Here is a 24900-nt window from a genome sequence, read left to right as displayed (position 1 = left end):
GGGCTGCTTTGTCTACTCCGCTAGCCATTCCCACCTTTTGGCCCAGTCGAGTAAAAACTCCTCCCGGAATTTGGCAATGGTCTGCGCCCCTTGCTGGTCTTCAATAAACAACGCCGGATCCGGGCGGTCACTGTACCAATGGGCACCCAGCGGAATATCGGTAGCGGAGGCCTTGCCCGGCCAGGGATTGGTACTTGTGTAGCCACCTCGCAATCCATGTAGCTCGGGAAACCCACTTTCTGTTTCGTAACTACCAGTTTCGGCTCGCTTGGGGGAATACCGAATACCGTATCTCCCCTGACCCAAGTAATAGCCCGGCCAAACCTGATCTTCGATTTTCATCCGAAAGCAAATACTATCGGCTGGTGCCGCTCGCCTTGTTCCTTCAAACTGCCATTCCAGGGTAGCATAGGCCGGCAAGGTATCCATTTGCTGACTCGCTCCATCAAAAATATGTCGGGCACTACGGGTTATCCGTACGAAACTTCCGCCCCAACTTTCACCCTCCGGTTCCTCTGGATTTCCATGAAGCAGGTAGGCCAGAGATGGTGTGTCTCCCATTTTGATTCGACCCCCGTAGTAGTCCTTAAATGCCTCGCCCATTGCACCCTTCCCCTGGATATAACCGGCATAATAGGCCTCTCCTTTTAGATGATCTGGAGATTCCGAATCCATGAACCAGCCCCGATACGTAGCGTTCGCTTCAATCATCCACAAGTCCGAATGGTTTTGCGCAATGTATGCATAGCTGTTGACGCTCCACTTTTTGTTGGGGCCACCAATCCAGTAGATACGAATCTTGTCTTTTATATCGGGAGCATCGTGCAGTGCCTGCGCCAGGTCTTCCAGGCCGCCCCAAACCAATACCCACAGGGGTCGCTCGCTTTCCCTCCGGGCACAGCGGATAATCCAGTCCGAGCCTTCGGTAGACCGGGCATGGCCCGCATACGGTGCACTGCTCAGTGCGCCCTGTTTGGACACGTCACGCAGGTAGCCCGGCGAAGGGAAATGCTCCGACCTTGAAGCGAGCCGGGGAAAGTCTTCCTCATACAGATCGATTATTTCCAGAATTGCTGATTTTCGCCCCCCGCCAAAAGGAGATGAAACCAGACCTTCGATGGACACCCGATCAGCATACATAAACAAGTGAATCAGTGACTGAAAATCGTCTGGGTCTGTCCCTCCCACATCTGTACTTACCAAAACCCGGTGCTTTACTTCTTGGGCAGGTAAGGGCGAAACAAAATACAAACAGAACAAGCTGAGCACTAACCCCGGTATTCGAAAAACAAAAGGCATACAGCGGTTTATTTTAGGTCGTTACAAACGTCGTTCCCACGGTTATTTGCCGCAGGTTAGTCAAATGTAAAAAAAAGCAAAACAAAGGCAGTACCCGGCATTGGGGAAAATTTAATAAATTGTCGAAATGAAAACACTTTCGATCTATTTCCTGACCAATGTCTTCCTACTGCTTACTGGCACTCTAACCGCCCAGGAAACGCTGGAAAAAAACCGAGTGCTTGTGCTTACCGACATTGAAAATGAACCCGACGATGCGCAGTCACTGGTTCGATTTTTGACCTATGCCAATCAATGGGATGTGGCAGGTCTTGTAGCCACCACTTCACGGCACCAGCCGGATAAAACGGCCGCCTGGCGCATCCTGGAGATTTTGGATGCCTATGATGACGTTCGGGATAACCTCGAACAGCACGAGAAGGGTTACCCGGAGGCTGCCTATTTGCGGTCGTTGGTAAAAGAGGGCAAAGCCAGCTACGGCATGGAAGCGGTCGGGCCGGGAATGGATTCCCCGGGCTCCGATTGGATTATCCAAACCGTGGACCAGCCCGATCCGCGACCCCTCTGGGTACTTGTCTGGGGTGGCTCCAATTGCCTGGCGCAGGCCCTTTGGAAGGTGCGGCAGACCCGTTCTTCTGACGCCCTCCATCGCTTCGTCGCCAAGCTACGCGTGTATGCGATTTCCGATCAGGACGACAGTGGTCCCTGGCTAAGGAAAAACTTTCCAGCGTTGTTTTACATCGTCAGCCCTGGTGTACACAGCCTGGGAGCCTATCATTTTGGTACCTGGTCCGGCATCAGCGGAGACAAATTTCATGGCAGATTTGCTGGGGGAGACTTTGAAATCGTAGACAATCCCTGGCTAGACGAACACATTCGAAGCAAGGGACCCCTGGGCGCCGAATACCCCATTACCGAATATTTGATGGAAGGAGATTCGCCGAGTTTCCTGTACCTGATTCCAAATGGTCTGGGCAATCCGGAGCATCCCGATTGGGGCAGCTGGGGAGGACGGTACGAGTATTATCGGCCCCGGACGGAGGCCTGGTTTTCCGAACCCGAGACCCGCCCGCTCTGGACCGATGCCATGGATGAAGTCCTGGGCGCAGACGGTGCCTGGCATACCAGCAATAAAGCCACCATCTTTCGCTGGAGGAAGGCATTTCAAAACGATTTTTCTGCCAGAATGGATTGGACCATCAAGAGCTATTCGGAAGCCAATCATCCACCGGTTCCCCGGTTGGGCATGGAGGAACGCCTACAGGCAAAGGTCGGCGATCGGATCGACCTGAATGCGACCGAAAGCTTTGACCCGGATGGAGATAATCTGCAGTTTCATTGGTACCTCTATGGAGAGCCCGGAGAATTCACCCTTTCCAATGGACGCACGGCCACGCCGCTAACCATCGTCAATGCAGACCAGGCCAATGCGCACTTTGTAGTTCCGCAGCCGGGTAGAACAGGCGCCCTGCACCTAATTTTGGAAGTAAGGGACGAAGGCATTCCTGCCCTTACCCGTTACAAGCGAATCATTGTGGATGTTCTCCCCCGGTGATCCGTTTGGAAGCATTAAGTAAGGGAGCCTAAGGCGACGAACGCTTGCGTATACCGATGAAAAAAGCAGTGAACCCGAGGTTTCGGGGAACGTTCCGGTCCGAAATGTGGATCCGATCGGTCGGGTGGATGTCCTTGCAGGGCCTCCTTGCCAACGCCAGGCTTCTTTTTCCTGACGAAGGAGCCCTCGCCAGAGGTACGCGTCGCCCTGATTTCCATCCCCGGAAGACAGGAAATAGCGGTAGCTGACGGTACTCGCCCTGCCGGTCGCGAATCGGTAACATTCAGCTCGGATAATGGAAGAGCTGCTAAAAAACAGAGAGCTGATTTTGTCCTTCGGCGTACATCGCAAGGCCCTGTCCTTGCCAGCCTAAAATTTGAGAATGTATTCTTGCAGGTTATCGCTTCGCTCCATATTCAGCTTTTTGCGGAGTCGGTAACGGGCGATTTCTACGCCCCGAACCGAAATGTTCATCAGGTAGGCAATTTCTTTGGTCGAAAGGTTCATGCGGAGGTAGGCGCTCAATTTAATCTCTTGTGGACTTAGGTTACTGTAGGTCTTTTTAAATCGACTCATAAAATCACCGTGTACCTGATCAAAGTGGATTTCAAACTGCTCCCAGTCCCTGTCTTCGGCAATGTTTTTTTCGATGGTTTTGATCACTCGCTGAATTTCAGCCTTCACCTCCTGGTTTTTGCTCTTTTTGGTAATGGCACTCAGGTTGTTTCGCATCTGATCGATAAATCCATTCTTGTTTAAAAGGTGCATGGTAGCAGCGGCTAGCTCCTTGTCCCTGATTTTGATTTCCTGTTTTCAGGCTCTCGGTTTTCAGGCGTTCTACTTCCTTTCGGCTTACCTTCAACTCGGATTCCTTTGCCTCGATGGCTTCCCGGGAAGCTGTTGTTAACTCCTGTGTCTTCTTTTGAAATCTTTTTTCGGTCGTCCGGTAGAGGACGAAGGCAAACAGCGCCGATAAGAAAAAATACGTCAGATAAGCCACCCGGCTTCGGTACCAGGGGGGTAATACCTGAAAGGAAAATGTCGCCTCCGGACTGATTACCCCAAACAGATTTTTACTTCGGACGTGAAAGGTGTAGTTCCCTTCCCTGAGATTGGTATAGGCCTTTTCCCGCTGCGGTACCCAATCTCCAAAATTCGATTCAAACCCCTCCAACCAATACTGGTACCGTAAGTCTTTCTCGTTATTTGGCGTTGGATTGCTATTCTCGAAGCGCAGATTGGCCTGGAGATAGGGAATGACAATCGGATTCCTTGCCACATACTCTTTTGCATTTCCTCCAAAAATAAGTGAATCGGAAACCCCGGTAAGGTAGGCGGCCCGAATCAACGTCGGGAAAACCGGCGGTGAAAAGGTGTTGTCATTCAGACTAAACCGAACGAACCCTTCATTGGCAGCAAAAAGAACTTCGTTACCCCCAATGGGAGCAATATTCTGTAAATCATCATTCAACAGAGGTATTAGGGGATTGAATACCTGAACGCGTTTGGAATAGCTCCCGTCAACTTTCTTTTCCAGTACTCCGGTTTCCTTTTCTCCGATAAAGTAAATATTTCCCATTTGGTCTTCTGCCATGAAATGGATTAAACTCTGAGTATCAAAATGACTTGAAAAAAACGGATCCCTTTCAAAGGAATTAGCCGCATCATCGAATCTAAATATCCCTGCTTCCGTGGTGAACACCAACCGGTTGTTTATTTTCCAGACATTGTTGAGAAGATCGGTGGGCAGACCTTGATCCGAACCAAAGTATTCCACTTGCAGAACGTCCAGCCCCTCATCCAATTGCAATTTAAACAGGCCCTTGTAACCGTGTGCAACCCAGATGTTACCACGTTCATCTTGCTCAATGATCCGGCTGGATTCATCGAATCCGGTAATCTTTTTCAGGTACTGAATGGAATCCTCATTCATTTCAAAAAGGTGTAATCCGAAATAACCTCCGGACAGTAGCAAGTTGGGACGGTTCCTAAGAGGCTGAAAATTCCAAATTCCTTCAGGACCTTCGATCCGTTCCGCAGCACCCTCGTTCAAGACAAAGGCCCCGTCATTGTGGGCCACGAGGATCTTTCCCTTGATGCGCTTTATTTGATACACCTGCCCGGTGGAATTGGAAACCCGTTTGATACGGGTATCCTTCCCCGTTTCCGCCAAGAATACCCCGTTGTTGGTACCGAAATAAACGGTGCCCCGATCCATTAGCGCATGGTATCCCGTGCCGCTCAGCCCGGAAAACTGGTCAATTTTACTAAAAGGAAGGCTAAGCTGAACCAGACTCAGGCCATTGTTATGCCCCAACCAAAGGTTGCCCGATAAATCCTCAAAAAACGAAATGATGGAATTGTTGTTCAGCCCATTTTCCCGGTTGAGTTTGAGCAACTCGGTTCCATTTGGATCCAGGAGGTGCAGTCCATCCAGTTGCGTAGCGATTGCGATGCTTCCGTTCCGTAGCCGGAGCGCAGCATTGATGGTACGGGTTCGGATTCCATGCCAGAACTCCAGCCTTTCGCCGGCACTGGTGTATACTCCATCGTCCCGGGTGAAGACCAGGTGCTCATTTTGCCCATAGGGCAACAAGCCAGTCACTAATTTGTCTCCAAAAAAGGGCTGGATTACCCGAAAAGTACCGTTCTGGAGTTGTTTTAGGCCCAATCCTCTTTCGTTAACGAATAATTGGTTGTTGCTGAAATGAAAACTATCAAACCCAGTACTACTTTCGATGGCCTGGACAAACGTGTTATCCCTACTGAATTCAAAAATACGGTTACTTGTACAAAAAAATAGCTGTTCCTCTCCAATGTATACTTTCCACACTTCCTCCAGGTCTTGCAACGCTTCAGGTAGGCTGTCTTTTAAGGACTGAAACCGAAGCTGCCCCAGCGTATCGGGCGAAAAGATACCGAATTCCCCTTGTCCGGATGCATACACCGAACCGGTGTCATCCACTTGTACATGCCGAACCTTGGTACTGTTGGGAAGCGAAAATCTCCTCCAGCTAGCTCCGTCATGAACGAGTAAGCCATAGTTATTCGCCACATAGAGTATCCCACTGGCATGTTGAGAAATGGCATAATTCTGAATACCCCCCTGGTATTCCTGACTGGAATAATACCGGGAAAATGGCAATCCACTGGACTGAGACAGGCCCGGAACCATTCCTGAGAAAAAAAGGAATAGTAGGAGAAAGTGATGTAAATGGCCTGAATACCTCATACCTATTGTGAATATAGCTCTTTTCTGATTGATGTAATAGCCTTTTCCCAAATTGAGATTGTAAAAAAGAAAAATAAGCCTTTTTTTAATTTTCAGGCCTATTTTCAACCGATTTGTAGTGTTTTTGTGAAAAGGGTAATGGGTTCGTGTAGTACTATTGATGTAGCGATATTTTTCTGATTGTAAGAAATGCAAAGGAAATTTCGGTCGAAATAAATCCAAATAATATGAAACATGTTTTTGTTCTTTATGCGACCTTGCTCCTGTCGCTTAGCAGCTGGGCGCAGTCCAATGAGATCATTGGAAGGGTAACCGACGAAACAGGGTTTCCTCTTCCAGGAGTAAGTATCCTGAAGATAGGATCCAGTTCGGGAACGGTAACGAATATTGATGGTAACTTTTCCATCAATGCGAAATCAGGAGAGCAGCTTCAATTCTCCTATCTCGGTTTTAAGAGTCAAACGCTCACCGTCGAAAACAGCAACGAGCTCACGGTAGTATTGCGGGAAGATGTATCCAATCTGGATGAGGTCGTGGTTATTGGTTACGGAGCTTCCTCCAAGAGGGAATTAACCGGAGCAACGGCTCAGGTAAAAGGGGAGGCGATCGAAAAAATGAACATGCCTCGAGTGGATCAAGCCTTGCAGGGAAAACTCGCCGGCGTAAACATTTCCACCAATTCGGGGGCTCCTGGCGGGACTTCCAACATTCGGATTCGGGGTATCGGCACCTTTGGTGACAACGATCCGCTGGTCTTGGTAGATGGCGTGATTTACGATGCCGCCGGGCTGAACGCGCTCAATCCCAATGACATAGAATCAGTGAATGTTCTTAAAGATGGTACAGCCGGTATATACGGTGTCAGGGCAGCAAATGGCGTAATATTGATTGAAACCAAAAAAGGAACCCTGGGATCCAAACCCCAATTGGATCTCAGCGGCTATTATGGCGTACAGGAAACAGCCAGAAAGTTAGACCTGCTGAATGCCCGGGAATACGCGATCTTAAAAAACGAAGCCTTTGCCGCAGGTGGACAGGCCCTGCCATTTGCCAACGTGGAATTGGGTGAGGGGACCAACTGGCAGGATGCCGTATTCCAACAGGCACCCATTCAGGAATACAACCTTACCATGACCGGAGGTTCCGAAAAAACCAGTTATTCCATCGGCGGAAGCTATTTTGCCCAGGATGGCATTGTGGGGGGTGCCAAAGCCAATTTCGAGCGGTACAATGCCCGGATAAACTTCACCACCCAAGTAGCTCCCAAACTCAAGTTTTCCAATGTCTTGCTATTTACGCACGAAGAAAGCAGCGGTTTGCCTCAAGGAGGGATCGGATCGGTCCTTTACAATACCGTAAACGCCTACCCTACGGAGCCCATTCGTAGGAATGACCGCTATTCCTACCTGGAAAATGTAAACGATATCATCAATCCGCTCGCTCAGATGGAAAACACCTACAACAACAGCTATGTGAACAAGCTGGTGGGCAAGGAAGAGCTAGAATACGCCATCAACGAGCATTTTACCTGGACCGGAAGAGCCGGGTACAATTTTGCCATGGTGGATGCTAAAGCGTTTAACCCGCTAGTTTGGTACGGTCCAGGCAAATTTGCTAACAGCGCCAGAAATGCCAATCTGGATCCGGTACTGGTGGATGTGGGCGAGCTGGAAATTGAGCGGGGTGCCAGTGTATTTGAGTCACGAAATACTTTTCTGGACTACAATCTGGAAACCTATTTGAATTACGACCGCACCTTTGCGCAGCTGCACCGGGTCAAAGGAATGGTCGGGCTGTCCCTGGTGGGCAACCGAAGCGAAGGCTTGAACGGTACTGGGTTTAACATCCCCAACAACGACCTCGCTTTTGCAGACATTTCTGCAAACCAGGCGCCGGGTGGGTTTTTGAACAATACGGGCTCCTTCCAAAGCCGGCAGCGCCTTACCTCTGCCTTTGTCCGGGCGGAGTACGATTACAAAAAACGGTACTTGTTTTCCGCCATTCTCCGCAGAGACGGCTCCACCAATTTCGGCCCTAACAACCGGATCGGCTATTTCCCCGCCATTTCAGGCGCCTGGGTCCTTTCCGACGAGCCATTTTTTAATGTCAACGGCATTGATTTCATGAAACTCCGGGCCAGTTTCGGTGTATCCGGAAACGATCAAATCGGCTTGTTTCGCTACCGTGGTCTGCTCAATGGCTCGGCAACGTACGTGTTTAACGACCTTATTGTAAACGGAGCCGCCATCGGTAACACCAGTAATCCGGACCTAAAATGGGAAACCACCTACCAAACAAATATTGGTTTGGACTTTTCGCTTTTCGGTAACGTAGATTTTACTGCCAACTATTTTGTTAAAAACACCAGGGACCTGTTGTTTCAACCGGATGTATCCGCGCTACTGGGAGCCTATGGCCCCGGAGGTTCGCCGCCGGTAATCAATGCTGGTAATGTCATGAATCGTGGCCTTGAGCTGGAACTTGGCTACACCACGGCAAGAAGCCAGGGAGTAAACTTCAGTGTGGACTACAACCTGACCCTACTAAAAAATGAGGTGACGGCCGTTCCCCTGGGATTTGAATTCATCCCAGGGGCCCCCTTTAGTGTGGGAGGCAACGTGGCCAGTAGGTTTGAAAAAGGCTTTCCGGTAGGGTACTTTATTGGCTACCAGACCGATGGAATATTTCAAAATGCCGAGGAAATTGCTTCCAGCCCCGTGGATCAACCTGGTGCCCAACCGGGAGACTTTCGCTTTGTGGACCAGAATGGCGATGGAGTCATTAATTTTGGGGACGACACTGACCGAACCGACTTGGGTTCACCCATTCCAAACATGACCATGGGATTCAATTTTGCAGTAGACTACAAAGGGATTGATCTCGGAGTCAATGCCTACGCTGCACTGGGGCAGGAGATCATCCGAAATTACGAGAGGCAACAGCCCTTTGCGAACCAACTGGCATACAACCTAAACCGCTGGACCGGATCAGGCAGTACCAATGAGTTTCCAAGACTCACCACCGGAGCCACCCGAAACACCGCTTTCTCCGATTTCTACGTGGAAGACGGCTCCTTTCTACGGCTCCGAAACGTGCAGGTGGGTTATACCCTTCCGGGAAGGGTTTCACAAAAAATCGGCATGAACTATTTTCGGTTCTATTTGGCCGCCAACAACTTGCTGACCCTGACCCGTTACCAGGGCTTTGACCCGGACGTAGGTTCAGGAAACCCGCTATTTGCCGGGGTGGACAATGGGATATACCCACAGGCACGAACATTTATGGCTGGTTTTACCATTAAATTTTAACGACATGAAATACATACATCAATGGTCACTCGTCCTGCTTTTTGGGACGGCCACCGCATGCGATAGTTTATTGGATATCGATCCCGAATATACCCAGGATGCCGAAAACTTCTTTAACACGGAAGAGGATTTCAACCGGGCCATCGTCGGAGTATACGACATGATGCAGCCTGCCTACCTCAATCTATGGATCGGCGAAATCGCTTCAGACAATGCCATTGCCGGGGGAGAAAGCGTCAACGACTCCCGCGGACTGCACGAAATAGAAAACATGAGCCATGGAGGCGTCAATGACGAATTGAGAGCCGTACTTCGGGTCAACTATACCGGTATTGCCCGGGCAAATTACCTATTCGAAAATCAAGACAAAATAGATTTCGATGGAAAGGACCTGATCCTCGCAGAAGCCAAGGCTATTCGGTCCTATTTCTATTTCAACCTCGTAACCTATTTTGGCGACATGCCCCTGATCGTGGACCGTCGAATTTCCATCAACGAAATTCCTAACGCTCCCCGTACCCCAAAAGCCGAAATATACGCCCAAATTGAGTCCGACTTGCACGAGGCCATCGCCGTACTTCCCTGGACGGTGAGTGAAACCGGCAGAATGACCAAAGGAGCCACGATGGCCCTTCTGGGAAAAACCTTGCTCTATCAAGGAAAATATGCCGAGGCTGCTACCCTTCTAGGCGAGCTAATCGACACCAACGAGGCCGGATACGCGTTGTTTCAGGATTACGAAACCCTGTTTCTGGTTCAGAATGAGAACGTATCGGAGGATGTATTTACCATTCAATTCAGCGGATTGCAGGGCGGAGACTACGGTTGCCTTATTTGCCTGAATGGCAACGCAGCCGTGGGATTTCAAAGCATCCGCCAATACACTGGCCCGGTTTATGGCGATGGCAATAGCTACAACTTGCCTACGGACGACCTGTACCAAGCATACGAAGCCGGAGATATTCGCAGAGATGCCAGTATTTTAAACCTGGAAGCCTTTATCGCGGCGCAACCAAATCCAGATGAAATCACTTATGCCATTGGAGGCGGCGGCCACACCGGCTATTTCAACAATAAATACATCAAGCGACTGGACGAACTTGGTTTACCGGACGACGACTTAACCAGCCCCCTTAATTACCGCGTAATTCGCTGGGCAGATGTATTGTTGATGGCTGCTGAGGCATTTCAGCGATCTGGAAACGATGAGCGTGCACGAACCGAACTCAATAAAGTAAGGGACCGCGTTTCGCTTTCGCCAGTGAGTAATTCCGACGAAGCCCTCTACCTGGCCATTCTGGAAGAACGAAGACGCGAACTTGCCGGGGAAGGACACCGCTTCTTTGATCTGGTGCGTACCGGACAAGCGGCTGAAAAAATCGACGGCTTCGTCAGCGGAAAACACGAACTATTTCCAATCCCACAGGTGGAGATCGATCTGGCCGGTGGCAACTGGGAACAAAATCCGGGATATTAACTGCATAAACTCATGAAAAGATACCTAAACTTCATCGTACCGATGCTGCCACTGTTTTTGCTGGCTGCATGCTTCGAGGAATACACGCTTCAAGAAGCACCTCCGACAGAGGAAGAGGCCGATTTTAGCTTTCAACCTACCGAAGAAAGCGATAATATTCTTCGGTTTACCGCTGCCAATGACTTCTTTATAATGAACTGGGACCTGGGTAACGGAAGCTCCGGCACCGGATCCACGGTCACCGGTACCTATCCTTCCGCCGGTACCTACACGGTAAGCCTGACGGTTTTTAACGCCGGCGGCAGCGTCACCATGCGCAAGCAAATCGTCATCGAACAAACCGACCCCTTGCTTCTGGACAAACCCCTTTACAACCTGCTGACCGGTGGGGCCGAGGCAGCAGAAGGAAAAACCTGGAAAATAGATGCCGACAGACTGGGCCACTTTGGCTTAGGACCAAACCCTTCTCAAGCAGGCGATTTCCCCGAGTGGTACCAAGCCCAACCCAACGAAAAAGCGGGATCGGGCATGTACACGGATCGGTACACCTTCTCCCTGGCCAATTTTAATTTCGACATGGAAACCAACGGGCTGGTATACCTGAATTCAGCCCAGGGAAGTAATTTCCCAGGCGCTTTTGATCCGGGCGTAGGGGACCTTTCCGCTCCCTACGAAGCGCCTGACGGACTCAAATGGAGCATTGCCGAACCGGAAGACAACTACCCGGAACTGACCATCTCCCAGGGAGGATTTCTGGGTTATTTCGCCGGTGGACGAACCTATCAGATCATTTCTATCGAAGAAAACGAGATGTTGCTTCGCTTCGTGGACCAGGCCAATACCGGTTTTGCCTGGTATATTCGGCTGATTCCCGAAGACTATGTGCCGGAGGAGGAAACGACGGAACCCGAGCCCGAACCCATAGACCCGGGAAAATTATCCCTTCAATCGCTAATTGGAAATGGGACTAAAGCCTGGAAACTGAAACCCGCGGCAGGCGCTTTCGGAGTAGGCCCGGTACCGGGAAGCGATGAGTTTTATCCAAATGGACAGGATATTTCGGAAGATCGTGCCTGCTTGTTTAACGACCGCTTTGTTTTCAACGAGGACGGAACCTATACCTACGATCCGGTAGACGATATCTACGGAGAAGCGTATATGGGGGTAGAAGAAGGCTGTCAGCCGGCATCTAACCTGGTGGGAACCGCCGGAGAAGCCTGGGGAGCAGGAACGCATACCTTTAGCTATACGGACGCAACCGAGTCTGAAAATGCCCGCATCACGGTTACAGGAACAGGGGCGTTCATTGCCCTACCCAAGGCCTTCAATGGCGGAGAATACCAATCGGCCCCGCCTGAACCGGATCGAGCGGTCAGCTACGAGGTAATTGGATACGCAAATGAAGAAGGGGTTGAAGAACTGACGATTACTATTGATATCTCCGGCTCCGGTACCGTATATTGGACCTTCGTATTAATACCCGATACCGAATGATGCTGATTGTGATGACCAAGCTAGTACCAATACGGTTCCTTATGCCATTGTTGCTCGCCTTTTGTGGCTGCGAACAGGAGGAGGTGGATTCCCGGGTGGTATTGCCGGAAAACCTCGTAGTCTCCCTGAATAAACAAGAAAATGGCCAGGTTCAAATTGCCTTCACTGCAGAAAAAGCCAATTTCTTCCGGGTGAGTTTCGGAACCGAAGGGGAAATGCCGGAATTGGTGAGCGGAAACCAGGCCAGTTTCCGCTACACCGAGCCGGGAGTGTTTACGATTCGCGTACAGGCCCATGCCACGGAAATCGATTTTATCAGCGAGGAAACATCGGTCACCATCTCCGAGGCGGATCTGGGTCTGGGAATTCCAGACTCCGGATTTTCTTCTCCGGAGAGCTATGAGGGGTACTCCCTTTCCTGGCAGGACGAGTTTGAAGGGACAACGCTTTCCGACGATTGGGTGGCAGAAATCGGAGACGGTTGCCCGAACCTATGTGGATGGGGAAACAACGAGTTGCAGTTTTACCGCAGGGAAAACGCAGGCGTGAACGACGGCTATTTATTGATCACCGCAAAAGAGGAATCCATGGGAGGAAGGAACTACACCTCCGCCCGGCTAAAAACCCAGGGGCGGCAACAGTTCCGGTTTGGCCGGATCGACATTCGCGCTGCGCTGCCGAAGGGACAGGGTATTTGGCCTGCATTTTGGATGCTCGGAGAAAGCATTACCCGTACTCCCTGGCCCGCCTGCGGAGAAATAGACATCATGGAAATGATCGGCGGAGCAGCTGATGGCCGGGACAATACGGTACACGGTACGCTCCATTGGGATACGCAGGGGACCTATACTACCGCTAGCGGTAAAACCTCACTTGGGGAAAATGCCATTTTCAATGACCGCTTTCATGTATTTTCCATCATCTGGACCGACGAGACAATCACCTGGCTGTTGGACAACGAGGCGTATCACGAAATCCCCATAACCGGAGATGCGATGGACGAATTTCGCGAACCGTTTTTTTTACTGATCAATCTGGCAGTTGGCGGTAACTGGCCCGGAAACCCGGATGCCAGCACCAATTTCCCACAACAGCTGGTGGTAGATTACGTGCGGGTGTTTGAAAAAGAATAGTGCGTGTTGCTTTATTTATAAAGAGGCTGCTCATTTGAGACAGCCTCTTTTTATGCGCCCAAACCGGGAAGGACCAAGCGGGGCCGATCCCGGGATAGTACCCGCAACCTAACTTTTTGCGCAATGCGCTCCAACCTTTGTCGTACGCACAGCTAACCGGGCCTTTTTTGGTTTCTACCACCGGAAGGGGGCAGACACTTCCATTTGTACAGACCTGCCTGGCCGGTCGGGTTCCTGGGTTCCTGGCTTTCCGGTTTTCGGTCAGTCGGCGCCAAACTCAGGTGCAAATCCCTGCTCCATTGCTTCGAAAACAGGCGCATCGGATCTAGTCCCCTTCATTCCATCGGCTTCTAAGGTAGTGAGCGGCCATTTTGGGCCTACGGTCCCTGGTAAATACCCCTTTGTAATTGTAACCACCGAATCGAATGATGCCCTGACTGGTCTTGAAATCCGCAAAATTCCAAACGTGCATACCCGTCACGTAGTCTTTGGAATCAGCGACATCCAGATAGGCTTTGATAAATTCCATTTGGTATTCTTCCGTAAACATTTCCACTTGTTGGGCATGCATACCGGGATAGGCGTCTGCTCCAAATTCCGTGACGATGATGGGCTTGTTAAATTTTTCGTGGATCCCGTCCAATTCCCTGCTCAACATCGCCGCCCCCTCTGGTATATTTCCCGGAGAGGTGTACCAGCCCCAATACCGATTGATGCATATAACATCTGGAAGGGCAAACCACTGCGAAGGTCCTCCCATCACCCCTACATAAGTGACCAGGCGGCTTTTATCCAGTCTCCTGACCGTTTCGAAGTGCTCGGCAAATGCATCGTAGGCATTCTGGTCAAAGGAGCCCCCCGCATTAAAACCAATCTGTGCCTTGTCGTTTGGTTCATTCGCCACACACCACATGATCACCGAGGGATGGTTTTTATCCCGCAAAATCATTTCCTCAATGTATTGCTGATTCGCTGCCTGCCGCTGCGCCAGTTCCGCGCTATCCCCTTCAAAAAACATTCCAACGGCCGGAGTTTCACCAATAATCAAAAAACCCTGCCGGTCTGCCATGTCGTAGTAGGCTTCCTCATAGGGGTAGTGCGTAGTTCGAAAGGAATTGGCGCCTGTCCATTTCATCAATTCAAAATCCTTGACCATTACGGGGTAGGCCGTGCCTCTGCCCAGTACCGGAAAATCCTCGTGCTTGCCAAATCCTTTTAAAAACAACGGCTCTCCGTTTAGCAGTATTTGCCTGGTGTTTACGGAAACCGTCCGGATTCCCGTTTGGAGCTCGTACAGGTCTACCGGTTTGCGGTGATCCCCCAGGGCCACCGATACCGAATACAAAAAAGGATCCGCTGGTGCCCATTTTCGCACCTCGGGGATGGTTACGGTTACTTCAGCCAAGCCATTTTTAAAGGTCAAGGGCGCGAAAATCTCTTTCCCATCGCCGGATAGTACCACCTCGCCTGTAGAAACAGCCCCTTCCTGCGCTACGCGAACGGTAAGCAATCCCTCTTCCCCTTTCAAATCGGGAAGGAGCGTAATGTCCTTAATGTGGGATTTTTTTGGCACCGTAAACAGTACTACCGACCGGTTTAATCCCGCATAGGGAAAGAAGTCATAGTTGGCCCCCGGAAAACTGGAAAAGGAGCCGCCAGGGACTTTTCCGGTGGGTAACCGGGCCGGAGAAAGCTGATTTTCTACCTGAATGGTGATCCGGTTGGTTGCGTTCCAACGTACCTTTTCCGATATATCAAATGCAAAAGGCACATGCGCCCCTTCGTGGTAGCCCACGGCCTGCCCATTGATCCACACTTTTGCAGCATAGGTCGCATCGTTGATTCGAAGGTAAACGGGCTTCCCTTTCCAATCAAGCGGCAAAAAAGCCTCGGTCTCGTACCAAACCCAGTCCATATAGTCCCGCATATCGGTAAACTGTTCGTTCCAACTTCCCGGGACCGCAATCTCAGAATACTCGGTTAATCCGCGGTACCATCCCTGCGACAGTCCCTCATTGGAGGGGTCTGCTTTGAATTTCCAAATACCCGACAGATCCATCAATTCCCGAAACTCGTTATGAATCGGCCGAAGTGCGATATTTTGGGGATCGGCCGCGGGAAATTCCTGAGCGGAGGAGGGCCGGTACGCGGACAGGAACAAGGCAACAATAAGTAGCTTTTTCATGGCATAAATTTCTATTGTGTCTTTTTGATACAATAATAAACATTCTTGTTGACAATCAAAAAAAAAGATTGTTACTTGTCCAGACCATGAAAAATAAGATACAGCAACTGGAAAAGTTCCAGGCCGAAGCCAGAGCAACGTACCTTCCTTCAGTTGCTATCAATACCGTCATTTTCGGATTTGATGGGCTTTCGCTCAATGTACTCCTCATGGGCTTTGCCGAGAGCCCGTTGTATTCGCTCCCGGGAGGCTACGTGATGAAAGAAGAGGACCTTGAAGCCGCTTCAAGAAGGGTGCTAACGGAACGAACCGGTCTGGAAAACGTCTACCTGGAACAATTTTTTACTGCTGGAAATGTGGACCGGCTTAGCGAAGCAGTCGTGGAAAAAGAATTCAAAAAGCTCGGGTGGAAACCCGAATCACCCTCCTGGTTTAGCGAACGTAAGGTTTCTGTTTGTTATTATGCCCTCGTGGATCCCCAAAAAACGGTTCCTCAAAAATTGGACTTTTTCGTTCGGGACTTCATATGGAGGCCCGTTTCCAACCTTCCAGCATTGATGTACGATCATTCGCTCATCATCGAGAAAGCGGTGCAGCGTTTGCAATGGGACATGGACCGAAAGGTAATCTCCTCCAACCTGATGAATGAAACGTTTACCATGAACGAACTTCAAACCCTTTACGAAGCGGTCTACCAAAAACAATTTACCCGTACCAATTTTCACAGAAAGATGCTTCAGTCGGATTTCTTGGAACGTCTGGAGAAAAAGTACGAGGGGAAATCCCACAAGGCTCCCTACCTCTACCGATTCAAAAAATAATTGGTTCTGCTCCCACCGATGCCGGCTTTTTTGACGCGGTGATCACAGAAAGTAATGCGCCCAATTGCCGCGTTGAAAACGTTTGGAGAAACAGCTTTCGTTTTTTTTGGCAGACCATTGCTACGATTTGTAAAAATCCAGTCGAGGGTTTGCTATTTCCGCCAAATCAGTACCTACAGCACATACCTGGATAGGCGGTAGGCGTATCTACGCGAACAGGGATCCAACTAGGATTTTGAGCAAGCCCAGGTAATCGTCAACGGCAATTCGGCCCTGTTTTACTTTCAACAGCTCGCGATGGTTTCGTCTGATTTGGATTTCCTGATCCAAGTAAGTCGATTGCTTGCTTGCCTGATAGACCCCTCGTATCTGACGAAACGGCAAATAGAAAGCGGATCTACCGACGATATCCACCAACAATCGTTCATCCGTTCCGGAAAGCGTGATCCGATGTTTGGTACTTACCATCGATACATCCGCGTGCACTACTACTTTTTTCATCGGATGGCTATTTCGCCCCATCGGACGTGGTGATGCTCAATTTCCCGTTAAGCGTCCACTCGGTCTTCTCAGCGGATCCCACTTTTTTGTGCACGCCAATGCTAAAATCGTTGAAATCGTAATTGATGCGTGCATTTCTACCCGTCAGCTTATCGTAAAGCCCTATGGCCAAATCTGGCCATGTTTCTTGATTGGTTGTTCTCAGTACTCATTGGTTTTGTCATTTAATTCATCTACAAAACCCAAATTACCAGCCTTTGTTTAGATATTTTGTAATAAAAATAAGAGGAATGGTACAAAATAGCTTTATGAGCGTACCTCTGTCCTGCATGGTACCTACCGGGCCAATCGAGTCGGAAATACCCAGGGGGTATCCCTATCGACAGGGGTACGGCTATCCAAAACCTTTGGCTCAGGGCTGATTGGCCGGGACAGGCAAGGCCGTATCATAGAAGTACCTCCTGCACGTGTTACCAACGATTCGGACCAAAGAAAAGCGTAACCCACCGGGTATTCCTTCAAGAATTTCCCGAATCAATCAGGCCGGACTGCTCCTGCCTCCTTGCTCACCGCCTCCGGTCAAACGCTTCTTTGGCACCGTCCAGAAATTCGATGAAGGCCAGAATGTCCGTTTCGTAGCCAATGGGGCTTGCGAGTAACTCTTCCTCGTGGTCCAAGATCACGTAATAAGGCTGGGCGTTGTTATTGAAACGCGTAATCTGAAAATCGGCATTTTGCTTCCCGATGGTGGTTTTTTCTTTGTTGTCGTAGCTGGAAATGTACCATTCCGACTCGGGAAGGGGGTAGCGTTCGTCGATGTACAGGGCCACCATTACAAAATCCTCTTTTAACCGCTTCAGCACCCGTGGATCGGACCATACCCGAGCCTCCATTTCCCGGCAATTCACACAACCGTGTCCGGTAAAATCGATAAACAGGGGTTTGTCTTGTCTTCTGGCAGCGGCCAATCCCTGCTGGTAATCAAAATAGCCTTGAATCCCGTGTGGAAAATGAAGAAAATCAGCGTACTTGGGAACTTCCTCCAGTTCCTGCTCCGCGAAGGAAGCATTTTCCCTGCTTATCTTTACCAAATCAAAATCGTGGGTAGACAAGGGCGGCAGGTAACCACTGAGTGCTTTTAACGGTGCTCCCCACATGCCAGGGATCATGTACACCACAAACACGAACGTGGCCATGGCCAGCATCAGTCGAGGTACCCCCAGGTAGTCCAGGGGACTGTCATGCGGCAACCGTAGTTTACCGAGCAGGTAGAGGCCTAATAGGGCAAAAATTACGATCCAGATAGCCAGGTAGACTTCCCGGTCCAGTATACCCCAATGGTACACCTGATCGGCAATGCTTAGGAATTTAAAAGCCAGCGCGAGTTCCAAAAAGCCAAGCACCACCTTAACGGAATTGAGCCAGCCACCCGACTTTGGTAGCGAATTTAACCATTCGGGAAAGATCGCAAACAGGGTGAAAGGGAGGGCAAAAGCCAGAGAAAAGGCAAACATTCCCAAAATGGGTTTCAATAGTGCGCCACCGGCTGAACTGATGAGGATGGACCCAACAATTGGACCGGTACAAGAGAAGGAAACCAACACCAGCGTGAAGGCCATAAAGAATATACCGGCCATTCCACCCTTGTCGGCTTTGGCATCAATTTTATTCACCAATCCGGAAGGAAGCGTGATTTCAAACAGACCCAGAAATGCCAGCGCGAAAAAAATAAACACGCCAAAAAAGAACAGGTTCGGAAGCCAATGCGTGGAAAGCCAATTTGCAAACTCTGGCCCCTGCACGGCCGCGACGATTGTCCCGGCTACGGTGTAAATAGCGATGATGGAAAATCCATAAAGGAAGGCGTTTCGAAAACCCTGGAATTTGGAGTGCGCCCTGCCAGTAAAAAACGTAACCGTCATGGGGATCATTGGAAATACACAAGGCGTTAGTAAAGCCGCCAGTCCGGCAAGAAAGGCAATCAGCATAAAGCCTAAGAGGGAGGGTTCCGGCTGCTCCAGGCTGATTTCGGGGGAGGCCTCCGTTGAGGACTCGGGTTCCTGCTGGGAAAACAGGTCCGTATCGGACGTTTCGGAGGCGGTGGCAGCCCCACCCAGCGAAATAGAGAAATCCTCCTGGTAATTGATGCATTGGTTGGTAATATCGGAACACATTTGGTATTCCACGGTGCCCCGTATCTGCACCGTTTCCGACTCAATCTGCAAGGTTTGCCTGAATTCCCCCTCCTTGATAAAATACGTAACGTCTCCTTCCCAAACCTCCTCGTATTTGGTTTTCGGGTCGATGGCTTTCAGCGGGCCCACCGGGCGAAAACCACGTGGTTCCTCCCAAACGATTTCTGTAAGTAAAGGCCCCAAATCAGGATCGAAATCGTTGGAGTAGATGTACCAATTGACCGGTATGTCTGCTTTTAAAATCAGCGTGACTTCCTCACCCACTTCGGCCGCTGGATTATCGACCCGTATGTCCCATTTGGGAGGAGAAATAACCTGTGCATGAGCTGTAAGAGCCGATACCGTGGAAAACAAAAAAACAAGGAATAGAAAATAAGGTGCCTTCATAAAACTCATTAACCGTTGATCGAATCAGGAATCAAATCATTGCTTCTATTAAGTAAAAAGCGACTGGATTAGTTCCTGTGGAAAGCAAATGGAGGCTTACTGCTTCGCTTCTTGTGATAGTTGCTGAAAATACTTAAAAAACAACGCAATGGTCTCGATACCCTTAAGGTAGTTGGCCACTCCGTAATGCTCGTTGGGGGAATGGATCGCATCGGTATCCAGCCCAAAACCTAGCAAAATCGGGTCCAGTCCAAGGACTTTTTGAAACAGTGCCGTGATCGGAATGGAGCCGCCCTCCCGGGTTGGGATGGCTTTTTTCCCAAACGCTTCCTGAATCGCTGCCTCTGCCGCCTTGTATCCAATGGAATCCGTAGGTACCACGGCGGCCTGTCCTCCGTGATGCGGCACCACCTTGACTTTTACCGCGGGAGGCGCAATTGCCTGGAAGTGTTGCTCGAATAACTGCGCAATACGTTTGTGGTCCTGATCCGGTACCAGACGCATGGATATTTTCGCATAGGCTTTCGAGGGCAACACGGTCTTGGCACCCTCCCCGATGTATCCTCCCCAAATCCCGTTCACGTCCAGCGTAGGCCGGATACCCACCCGCTCGATCGTGCTGTATCCCTTTTCTCCATAGGTTTCTTCCACGTCCAGTTTTCGCTTGAACTCATCCAGGTCAAAGGGCGCTTTATTCAACTGCTCCCGGTATTCCGCATCGTATTCCTGCACCTGATCATAAAAGCCTGGGATGGTAATCCGGTTGTCTTCGTCATGAAGGGACGCGATCATTTTGCACAGAATGTTTATGGGGTTGGCTACGGATCCCCCGAAGGTACCGCTGTGCAGATCCTTGTTTGGCCCCGTTACCTGCACCTGCATGTAGGCCAGTCCCCGCAAACCCACCGTGACAGAGGGATGCTCCAGCGAGATCATGGAGGTGTCCGATATCAATACCACATCTGCCTTCAATTTTTCCTGATTTTGCTGAACGAAGCGGTCCAGGTTTTCCGAGCCGACTTCTTCCTCTCCCTCAATCATAAACTTTACGTTGCAGTGCAGATAACCTTCCGCCAACATGGCTTCAAACGCCTTTACGTGCATGTAAAACTGCCCTTTGTCATCTGCCGAGCCTCGGGCAAAAATGGCCCCCTCGGGGTGCAGATCGGTCTTCTTGATAACCGGCTCAAAGGGCGGGGAATCCCACAATTCGAGCGGATCGGCAGGCTGAACGTCGTAATGTCCGTATATCAGGATGGTAGGGGCTTCCGTATCTACAATTTTTTCCCCGTAGACGATGGGGAAACCAGCGGTCTCACAAATTTCCGCTGTGTCTACCCCGGAAGCAAGCAATTTTTCTTTGACAAAATGAGCTGCCCGTGCCACGTCTTCCTTGTACTTCGGATCCGCGCTTACGGAGGGTATTCTCAATAAGGCTACCAGTTCATCTAAAAATCGAGGGGAATTTGCTGCAATGTACCGCTGAATGGACATGTGTGTATCGGTCTTGGTTTCAAAGCCGAAATTAAAACTTTTTGGAGGATTTTACCTTATAATTTAAAACTAACCAACTTTCCCTCCTGGTTCGAACGCATGTGTGCCGGTATCACGTTGCGAATTTCATCAAAGAGTAAAGACACCAGTTTTTGTTTTAAAAAGCTTCGGGTCAGAATGATGCTGACTTCCCGCACAGGAGCTTCCCCGCGAAAGGGTCTCAGCCGTTTTTTTTCCTCCTCATTCAAGCTCTCTGTGGCCAGTTCCGGAAGTAGGGTGATCCCTTTGTACCGATTCACCATGTTTTTCAACCCCTCCAGCGAACCGCTTTCGTAGTGAAAATTCATCCGTTGAAACTTGTTTTGATCACACAGGTTGAGCACCTGATCCCGAAAACAATGCCCTTGCTGCAGCACCCAAAGGTCTTCGGACAGAATCTCTTCCGCACCTACCTGGGTTTGCCGGAGCAAGCCATGATTCTTAGATAGGTAGGCAAAAAATTTCTCGTAAAAAATCGGTTTTTCCACAATGCCCGCCTCGTGGAGCGGCGTTACCACCAGGCCAATGTCCAACTCGTCGTTTTTGAGTTTTTTCAGGATGTCCTCGGTGACCATTTCCTGTACTTGCAACTGCACCCGAGGATACTTCTGTATGAAGTTTTGGATAAAAAGTGGTAGCAGGTAGGGAGCGAGCGTGGGAATTACACCCATTTTGATCAGGCCACTCACGTCTCCCTTCATCTGTGCGACCAACTCAAAAATACCCTTACTTTCCGAAACGACTTTCTTTGCCTGCACAATGATTCGCTCGCCAATTTCGGTCGGTATCACCGGCATTTTCGACCGGTCAAAAAGGATCACACCCAGTTCTTTCTCCAGTTTACTGACCTGAGCACTCAAGGTAGGCTGCGTGACAAAACAAGCCTCTGCTGCCTGGCCGAAATGGCGCAGTTTGTCTACGGCCAAGATGTATTCCAGTTGTTGAATGGTCATTTTACCGAGCGTAAGGGATACGGATTTGCCTTCCTGTTTCCAAGGCCTTGCAAATATAAAAATCTTTTTCTTTTTATTTAGATTTGATATAAATAATGCCTAATTTTGTGCGCAAACGAATCAAGGCATGAAACGAATCCATTCCCTATTTCTATCGTCACTTCTTTTCGCGGCGTCTTTTTCTTGCAATCAAAAGGCTGCCGACCAGGAAGTTGTCAACGTTTATACGCACCGACATTACGAAGCCGACCAGCAATTGTTTGAAGCCTTTACGGAAAAAACCGGCATCCAGGTTAACGTGGTGAGTGCCAGCGCAGACGAACTGATCCAAAAGCTGGAGTTGGAGGGGGAAGGGTCACCGGCAGATGTACTCATCACCGTAGACGCGGGCCGGCTTCATCGGGCACAGGAAAAGGGCCTGTTTCAACCCATTTCTTCCGAAGTATTGAACGAAAACATCCCTTCCAAATTTCGGAATCCAGAGGGACTTTGGTATGGACTGACCTACCGGGCGCGAATACTCGCCTACCATAAGGAGCGGGTTAACCCCGAGTCGCTGGACTCCTACGAAAGCCTTACCGAACCGCAGTGGGAAGGACGAGTGCTTACACGATCTTCCGAAAATATTTACAACCAATCGCTTTTAGCCTCGATTATTGTGGCTCATGGCCCCGAGAAAGCCAAGGAGTGGGCAGCCGGTCTTTTGGCCAATATGGCCAGAGACCCGAAAGGCAGTGACCGGGATCAAGTGAAAGCAGTGGCTTCCGGGGAAGGCGACGTCGCCATCGTCAATAGCTATTACATCGGAATCATGCTGAAAGACTCCAATCCGGAAACGGTGAAGGCCGCCGAGCAGGTGGGCATCTTCTTCCCCAATCAAAACGATCGCGGGACTCACATCAATATATCTGGTGCCGGCGTCACCCGGCATGCCCCCAATAAAGAAAATGCAGTTCGCCTGATCGAGTTCCTATCCGAGGAAGAAGCACAGCAAGTGTTGGCCAACGTCAATTACGAATACCCAGTCAATCCAAACGTGGCCCCTTCCGAACTGCTTCAAAGTTGGGGTACCTTCAACGCCGACTCCATCAATCTTTCACTGCTGGGTGAAAACAACAGCCAGGCGGTGATGATTTTTGATGAGGTAGGCTGGAAATAAGCACACGAAAGAAACGATCGGAAATTGGAAGTTGCCAAACTGCGAATTTATTGGTGGAACCACTGGATGACAGGCACGTTACTGGCCCTGCTACTGATTGCCACCCCGATTTTTACCATCTTATTCGAACTGCTGCATCCTCCCGGAGAAAGCTGGACGCACCTTCGGGATACCCTACTGGCGGGTTATTTTACGAATACGCTATTGCTATTACTCGGGGTGGCCTTCTTCACGTTTTTGCTGGGAGTATCTACCGCCTGGATGGTCAGCAGCTATCAATTTCCCGGAGCTCGGCTTTTCGAATGGCTACTGATTTTGCCTTTGGGCTTCCCAGGGTACATCATGGCCTATACCTATACGGGCATGCTGGACTATTCGGGTCCCTTGCAGGCCTTTTTGCGTAACCGCCTGGACCTCCAGGTAGTGGGTAGTATTGTGGACATCATGAACCTACCCGGAGCTATTTTCATTTTATCCATTACCCTTTTTCCTTACGTCTACCTGCTCTCCCGAGCATCATTCCTCCAGCAGTCCCGTACCTTGCAGGAGGCTTCTGCACTTTTGGGAAGAAACGACTGGTACACCTTCCTACGGATCGCTCTGCCCATGGCACGCCCTGCGATCGTGGGTGGCATTGCGCTGGCGTCCATGGAAGTATTGAACGACTATGGCACGGTAAAGTATTTTGGAGTCAGCACCTTTACCACGGGAATATTCCGGTCTTGGTTTTCGATGGGGGATGTGACCACAGCCATCTACCTCGCGGCCATCCTGATGTTGTTGGTTTTTGGAATTTTGCTCCTGGAAAGCTTGCAACGGGGAGGCAGGCGCTTTGCCTCGAATAAATCGGTCTCCAAGCCGCTTGTGAAACGCCGCCTGTCCCCCCGCAAAAGCTGGATGCTGACGCTAATCTGTTCCCTTTTGTTTTTCCTGAGCTTCTTTGCACCGTTTCTGCAGATCTTGCATTGGGTAAGCCTGACTTACCAAGAAACGATGAATGGGGAGTTTTTTCGGCTAATATTGCGCACCTTCGGGCTGGCCGCTGGCACTGGCGGGCTGGTAGCGATAGTATCGGTTATCTTATTGTACAGCCTTCGTTTAAGCCCTTTTAAATGGTTAAAAAACGTGACCCGAATCGCTACCCTCGGCTACGCCATTCCAGGCGCGGTCATTGCCGTGGGAATCATGATTCCCGTGCTGGGTCTGGATCGCTGGTTGCAGGAAAGTCTTCCCGCAGACACCGTCGGAACGCTCCTTTCCGGAACCGTGTACGCCTTGGTATTTGCCTACATGGTGCGCTTCATGGCAGTCGGCTACCACCCGATAGACGCAGGATTTCAGAAGATTGGCATTCACGTAAACGAAGCTAGCAGGCTTTTGGGAAATAACAACTGGAAAACACTTTGGAAAATCGATTTGCCCTTGATCCGGGCCGGGTTTTTGAGTGGCATATTACTGGTGTTTGTCGATGTTTTAAAAGAATTACCCTTAACTTTGATCCTTCGTCCGTTTAACTATCAAACCCTGGCCACCAAAGCATTTGACATGGCCACCAACGAAATGATAGCCGAATCGGCCAATGCCTCCCTGATCATTATCCTCACGGGAATACTCCCCATCGTTTTTCTAAACAGGATGATCCGGAGGGTAAACCTATAGCATACTCAG

18 protein-coding genes are annotated in these 24900 nt (G+C 50.0%); 9 read left to right on the top strand and 9 right to left on the bottom strand.

Features of this window, described 5'->3' with window-relative positions:
- Positions 1-12 precede the first annotated feature (12 nt).
- The gene (locus ABWH99_RS02790; RefSeq protein WP_375584796.1) at positions 13-1299 is read right to left on the bottom strand and encodes a nucleoside hydrolase-like domain-containing protein; all 1287 of its coding nucleotides are present in this window, start codon (positions 1297-1299) and stop codon (positions 13-15) included.
- Between the two features lie 127 nt (positions 1300-1426).
- Between ABWH99_RS02790 and ABWH99_RS02785 the strand changes: the two genes are divergently transcribed.
- On the top strand, positions 1427-2854 hold the full coding sequence (locus tag ABWH99_RS02785; protein WP_375584795.1) for a nucleoside hydrolase-like domain-containing protein: 1428 nt from the start codon (positions 1427-1429) through the stop codon (positions 2852-2854).
- Positions 2855-2910: 56 nt separating this feature from the next.
- On the top strand, positions 2911-3102 hold the full coding sequence (locus ABWH99_RS02780; protein ID WP_375584794.1) for a hypothetical protein: 192 nt from the start codon (positions 2911-2913) through the stop codon (positions 3100-3102).
- Positions 3103-3223: 121 nt separating this feature from the next.
- Here the strand turns inward: ABWH99_RS02780 and ABWH99_RS02775 are convergent, their stop codons facing one another.
- Positions 3224-3538, bottom strand: a complete 315-nt coding sequence (locus tag ABWH99_RS02775; protein WP_375584793.1) for a helix-turn-helix transcriptional regulator — start codon at positions 3536-3538, stop codon at positions 3224-3226.
- Positions 3528-6086 carry a triple tyrosine motif-containing protein gene (locus ABWH99_RS02770; RefSeq protein WP_375584792.1) on the bottom strand — a complete coding sequence of 853 codons (2559 nt, stop codon included), beginning with the start codon at positions 6084-6086 and terminating at the stop codon, positions 3528-3530. Before ABWH99_RS02770 ends, ABWH99_RS02775 begins: the two co-directional genes overlap by 11 nt.
- Before the next feature lie 227 nt (positions 6087-6313).
- Here ABWH99_RS02770 and ABWH99_RS02765 point away from each other — a divergent pair, with 227 nt between their 5' ends.
- From ABWH99_RS02765 to ABWH99_RS02750, 4 genes are read left to right on the top strand one after another with little or no spacing between them, the layout of a single operon-like run.
- A complete protein-coding gene (locus ABWH99_RS02765; protein ID WP_375584791.1) occupies positions 6314-9394 on the top strand; it encodes a SusC/RagA family TonB-linked outer membrane protein in 3081 nt (1026 codons plus the stop codon).
- A gap of 4 nt (positions 9395-9398) precedes the next feature.
- Positions 9399-10871 (top strand): RagB/SusD family nutrient uptake outer membrane protein, encoded by a 1473-nt coding sequence (locus ABWH99_RS02760; protein ID WP_375584790.1) that lies wholly within the window; start codon positions 9399-9401, stop codon positions 10869-10871.
- Positions 10872-10883: 12 nt separating this feature from the next.
- On the top strand, positions 10884-12365 hold the full coding sequence (locus ABWH99_RS02755; protein WP_375584789.1) for a PKD domain-containing protein: 1482 nt from the start codon (positions 10884-10886) through the stop codon (positions 12363-12365).
- A gap of 41 nt (positions 12366-12406) precedes the next feature.
- On the top strand, positions 12407-13498 hold the full coding sequence (locus tag ABWH99_RS02750; protein WP_375584788.1) for a family 16 glycosylhydrolase: 1092 nt from the start codon (positions 12407-12409) through the stop codon (positions 13496-13498).
- A 325-nt stretch (positions 13499-13823) separates the two neighbouring features.
- Here the strand turns inward: ABWH99_RS02750 and uidA are convergent, their stop codons facing one another.
- Entirely contained in the window at positions 13824-15683 is a 1860-nt protein-coding gene (gene uidA / locus ABWH99_RS02745; RefSeq protein ID WP_375584787.1) for a beta-glucuronidase, read from the bottom strand.
- Between the two features lie 86 nt (positions 15684-15769).
- On the opposite strand from uidA, the gene ABWH99_RS02740 reads away from it, so the two are divergent.
- Complete coding sequence (locus tag ABWH99_RS02740; protein ID WP_375584786.1) at positions 15770-16504, top strand: NUDIX hydrolase; 735 nt, start codon at positions 15770-15772, stop codon at positions 16502-16504.
- 207 nt (positions 16505-16711) lie between these two features.
- On the opposite strand, the gene ABWH99_RS02735 is transcribed toward ABWH99_RS02740, so the two are convergent.
- The 5 genes from ABWH99_RS02735 to ABWH99_RS02715 all read right to left on the bottom strand — a co-directional run bounded on the left by ABWH99_RS02735 (position 16712) and on the right by ABWH99_RS02715 (position 22073).
- On the bottom strand, positions 16712-17005 hold the full coding sequence (locus ABWH99_RS02735) for a hypothetical protein (protein ID WP_375584785.1): 294 nt from the start codon (positions 17003-17005) through the stop codon (positions 16712-16714).
- Between the two features lie 7 nt (positions 17006-17012).
- Positions 17013-17177, bottom strand: coding sequence for a hypothetical protein (locus tag ABWH99_RS02730; RefSeq protein ID WP_375584784.1), 165 nt, complete (start codon positions 17175-17177; stop codon positions 17013-17015).
- Positions 17178-17571: 394 nt separating this feature from the next.
- On the bottom strand, positions 17572-19587 hold the full coding sequence (locus tag ABWH99_RS02725; protein WP_375584783.1) for a cytochrome c biogenesis protein CcdA: 2016 nt from the start codon (positions 19585-19587) through the stop codon (positions 17572-17574).
- A 96-nt stretch (positions 19588-19683) separates the two neighbouring features.
- Positions 19684-21081 (bottom strand): dipeptidase, encoded by a 1398-nt coding sequence (locus ABWH99_RS02720; protein ID WP_375584782.1) that lies wholly within the window; start codon positions 21079-21081, stop codon positions 19684-19686.
- A gap of 56 nt (positions 21082-21137) precedes the next feature.
- Positions 21138-22073, bottom strand: coding sequence for a hydrogen peroxide-inducible genes activator (locus ABWH99_RS02715; RefSeq protein WP_375584781.1), 936 nt, complete (start codon positions 22071-22073; stop codon positions 21138-21140).
- Positions 22074-22200: 127 nt separating this feature from the next.
- Here ABWH99_RS02715 and ABWH99_RS02710 point away from each other — a divergent pair, with 127 nt between their 5' ends.
- On the top strand, positions 22201-23232 hold the full coding sequence (locus ABWH99_RS02710; RefSeq protein ID WP_375584780.1) for a Fe(3+) ABC transporter substrate-binding protein: 1032 nt from the start codon (positions 22201-22203) through the stop codon (positions 23230-23232).
- A gap of 24 nt (positions 23233-23256) precedes the next feature.
- Positions 23257-24891, top strand: a complete 1635-nt coding sequence (locus ABWH99_RS02705) for an ABC transporter permease (RefSeq protein ID WP_375584779.1) — start codon at positions 23257-23259, stop codon at positions 24889-24891.
- Positions 24892-24900 lie beyond the last annotated feature (9 nt).

This window comes from Cyclobacterium xiamenense, from assembly GCF_042140265.1.
Lineage (GTDB): Bacteria > Bacteroidota > Bacteroidia > Cytophagales > Cyclobacteriaceae > Cyclobacterium > Cyclobacterium xiamenense_A.
The sequence above is the reverse complement of the archived record's forward strand: the minus strand, read 5'-3'. Positions and strand labels throughout refer to the sequence as shown.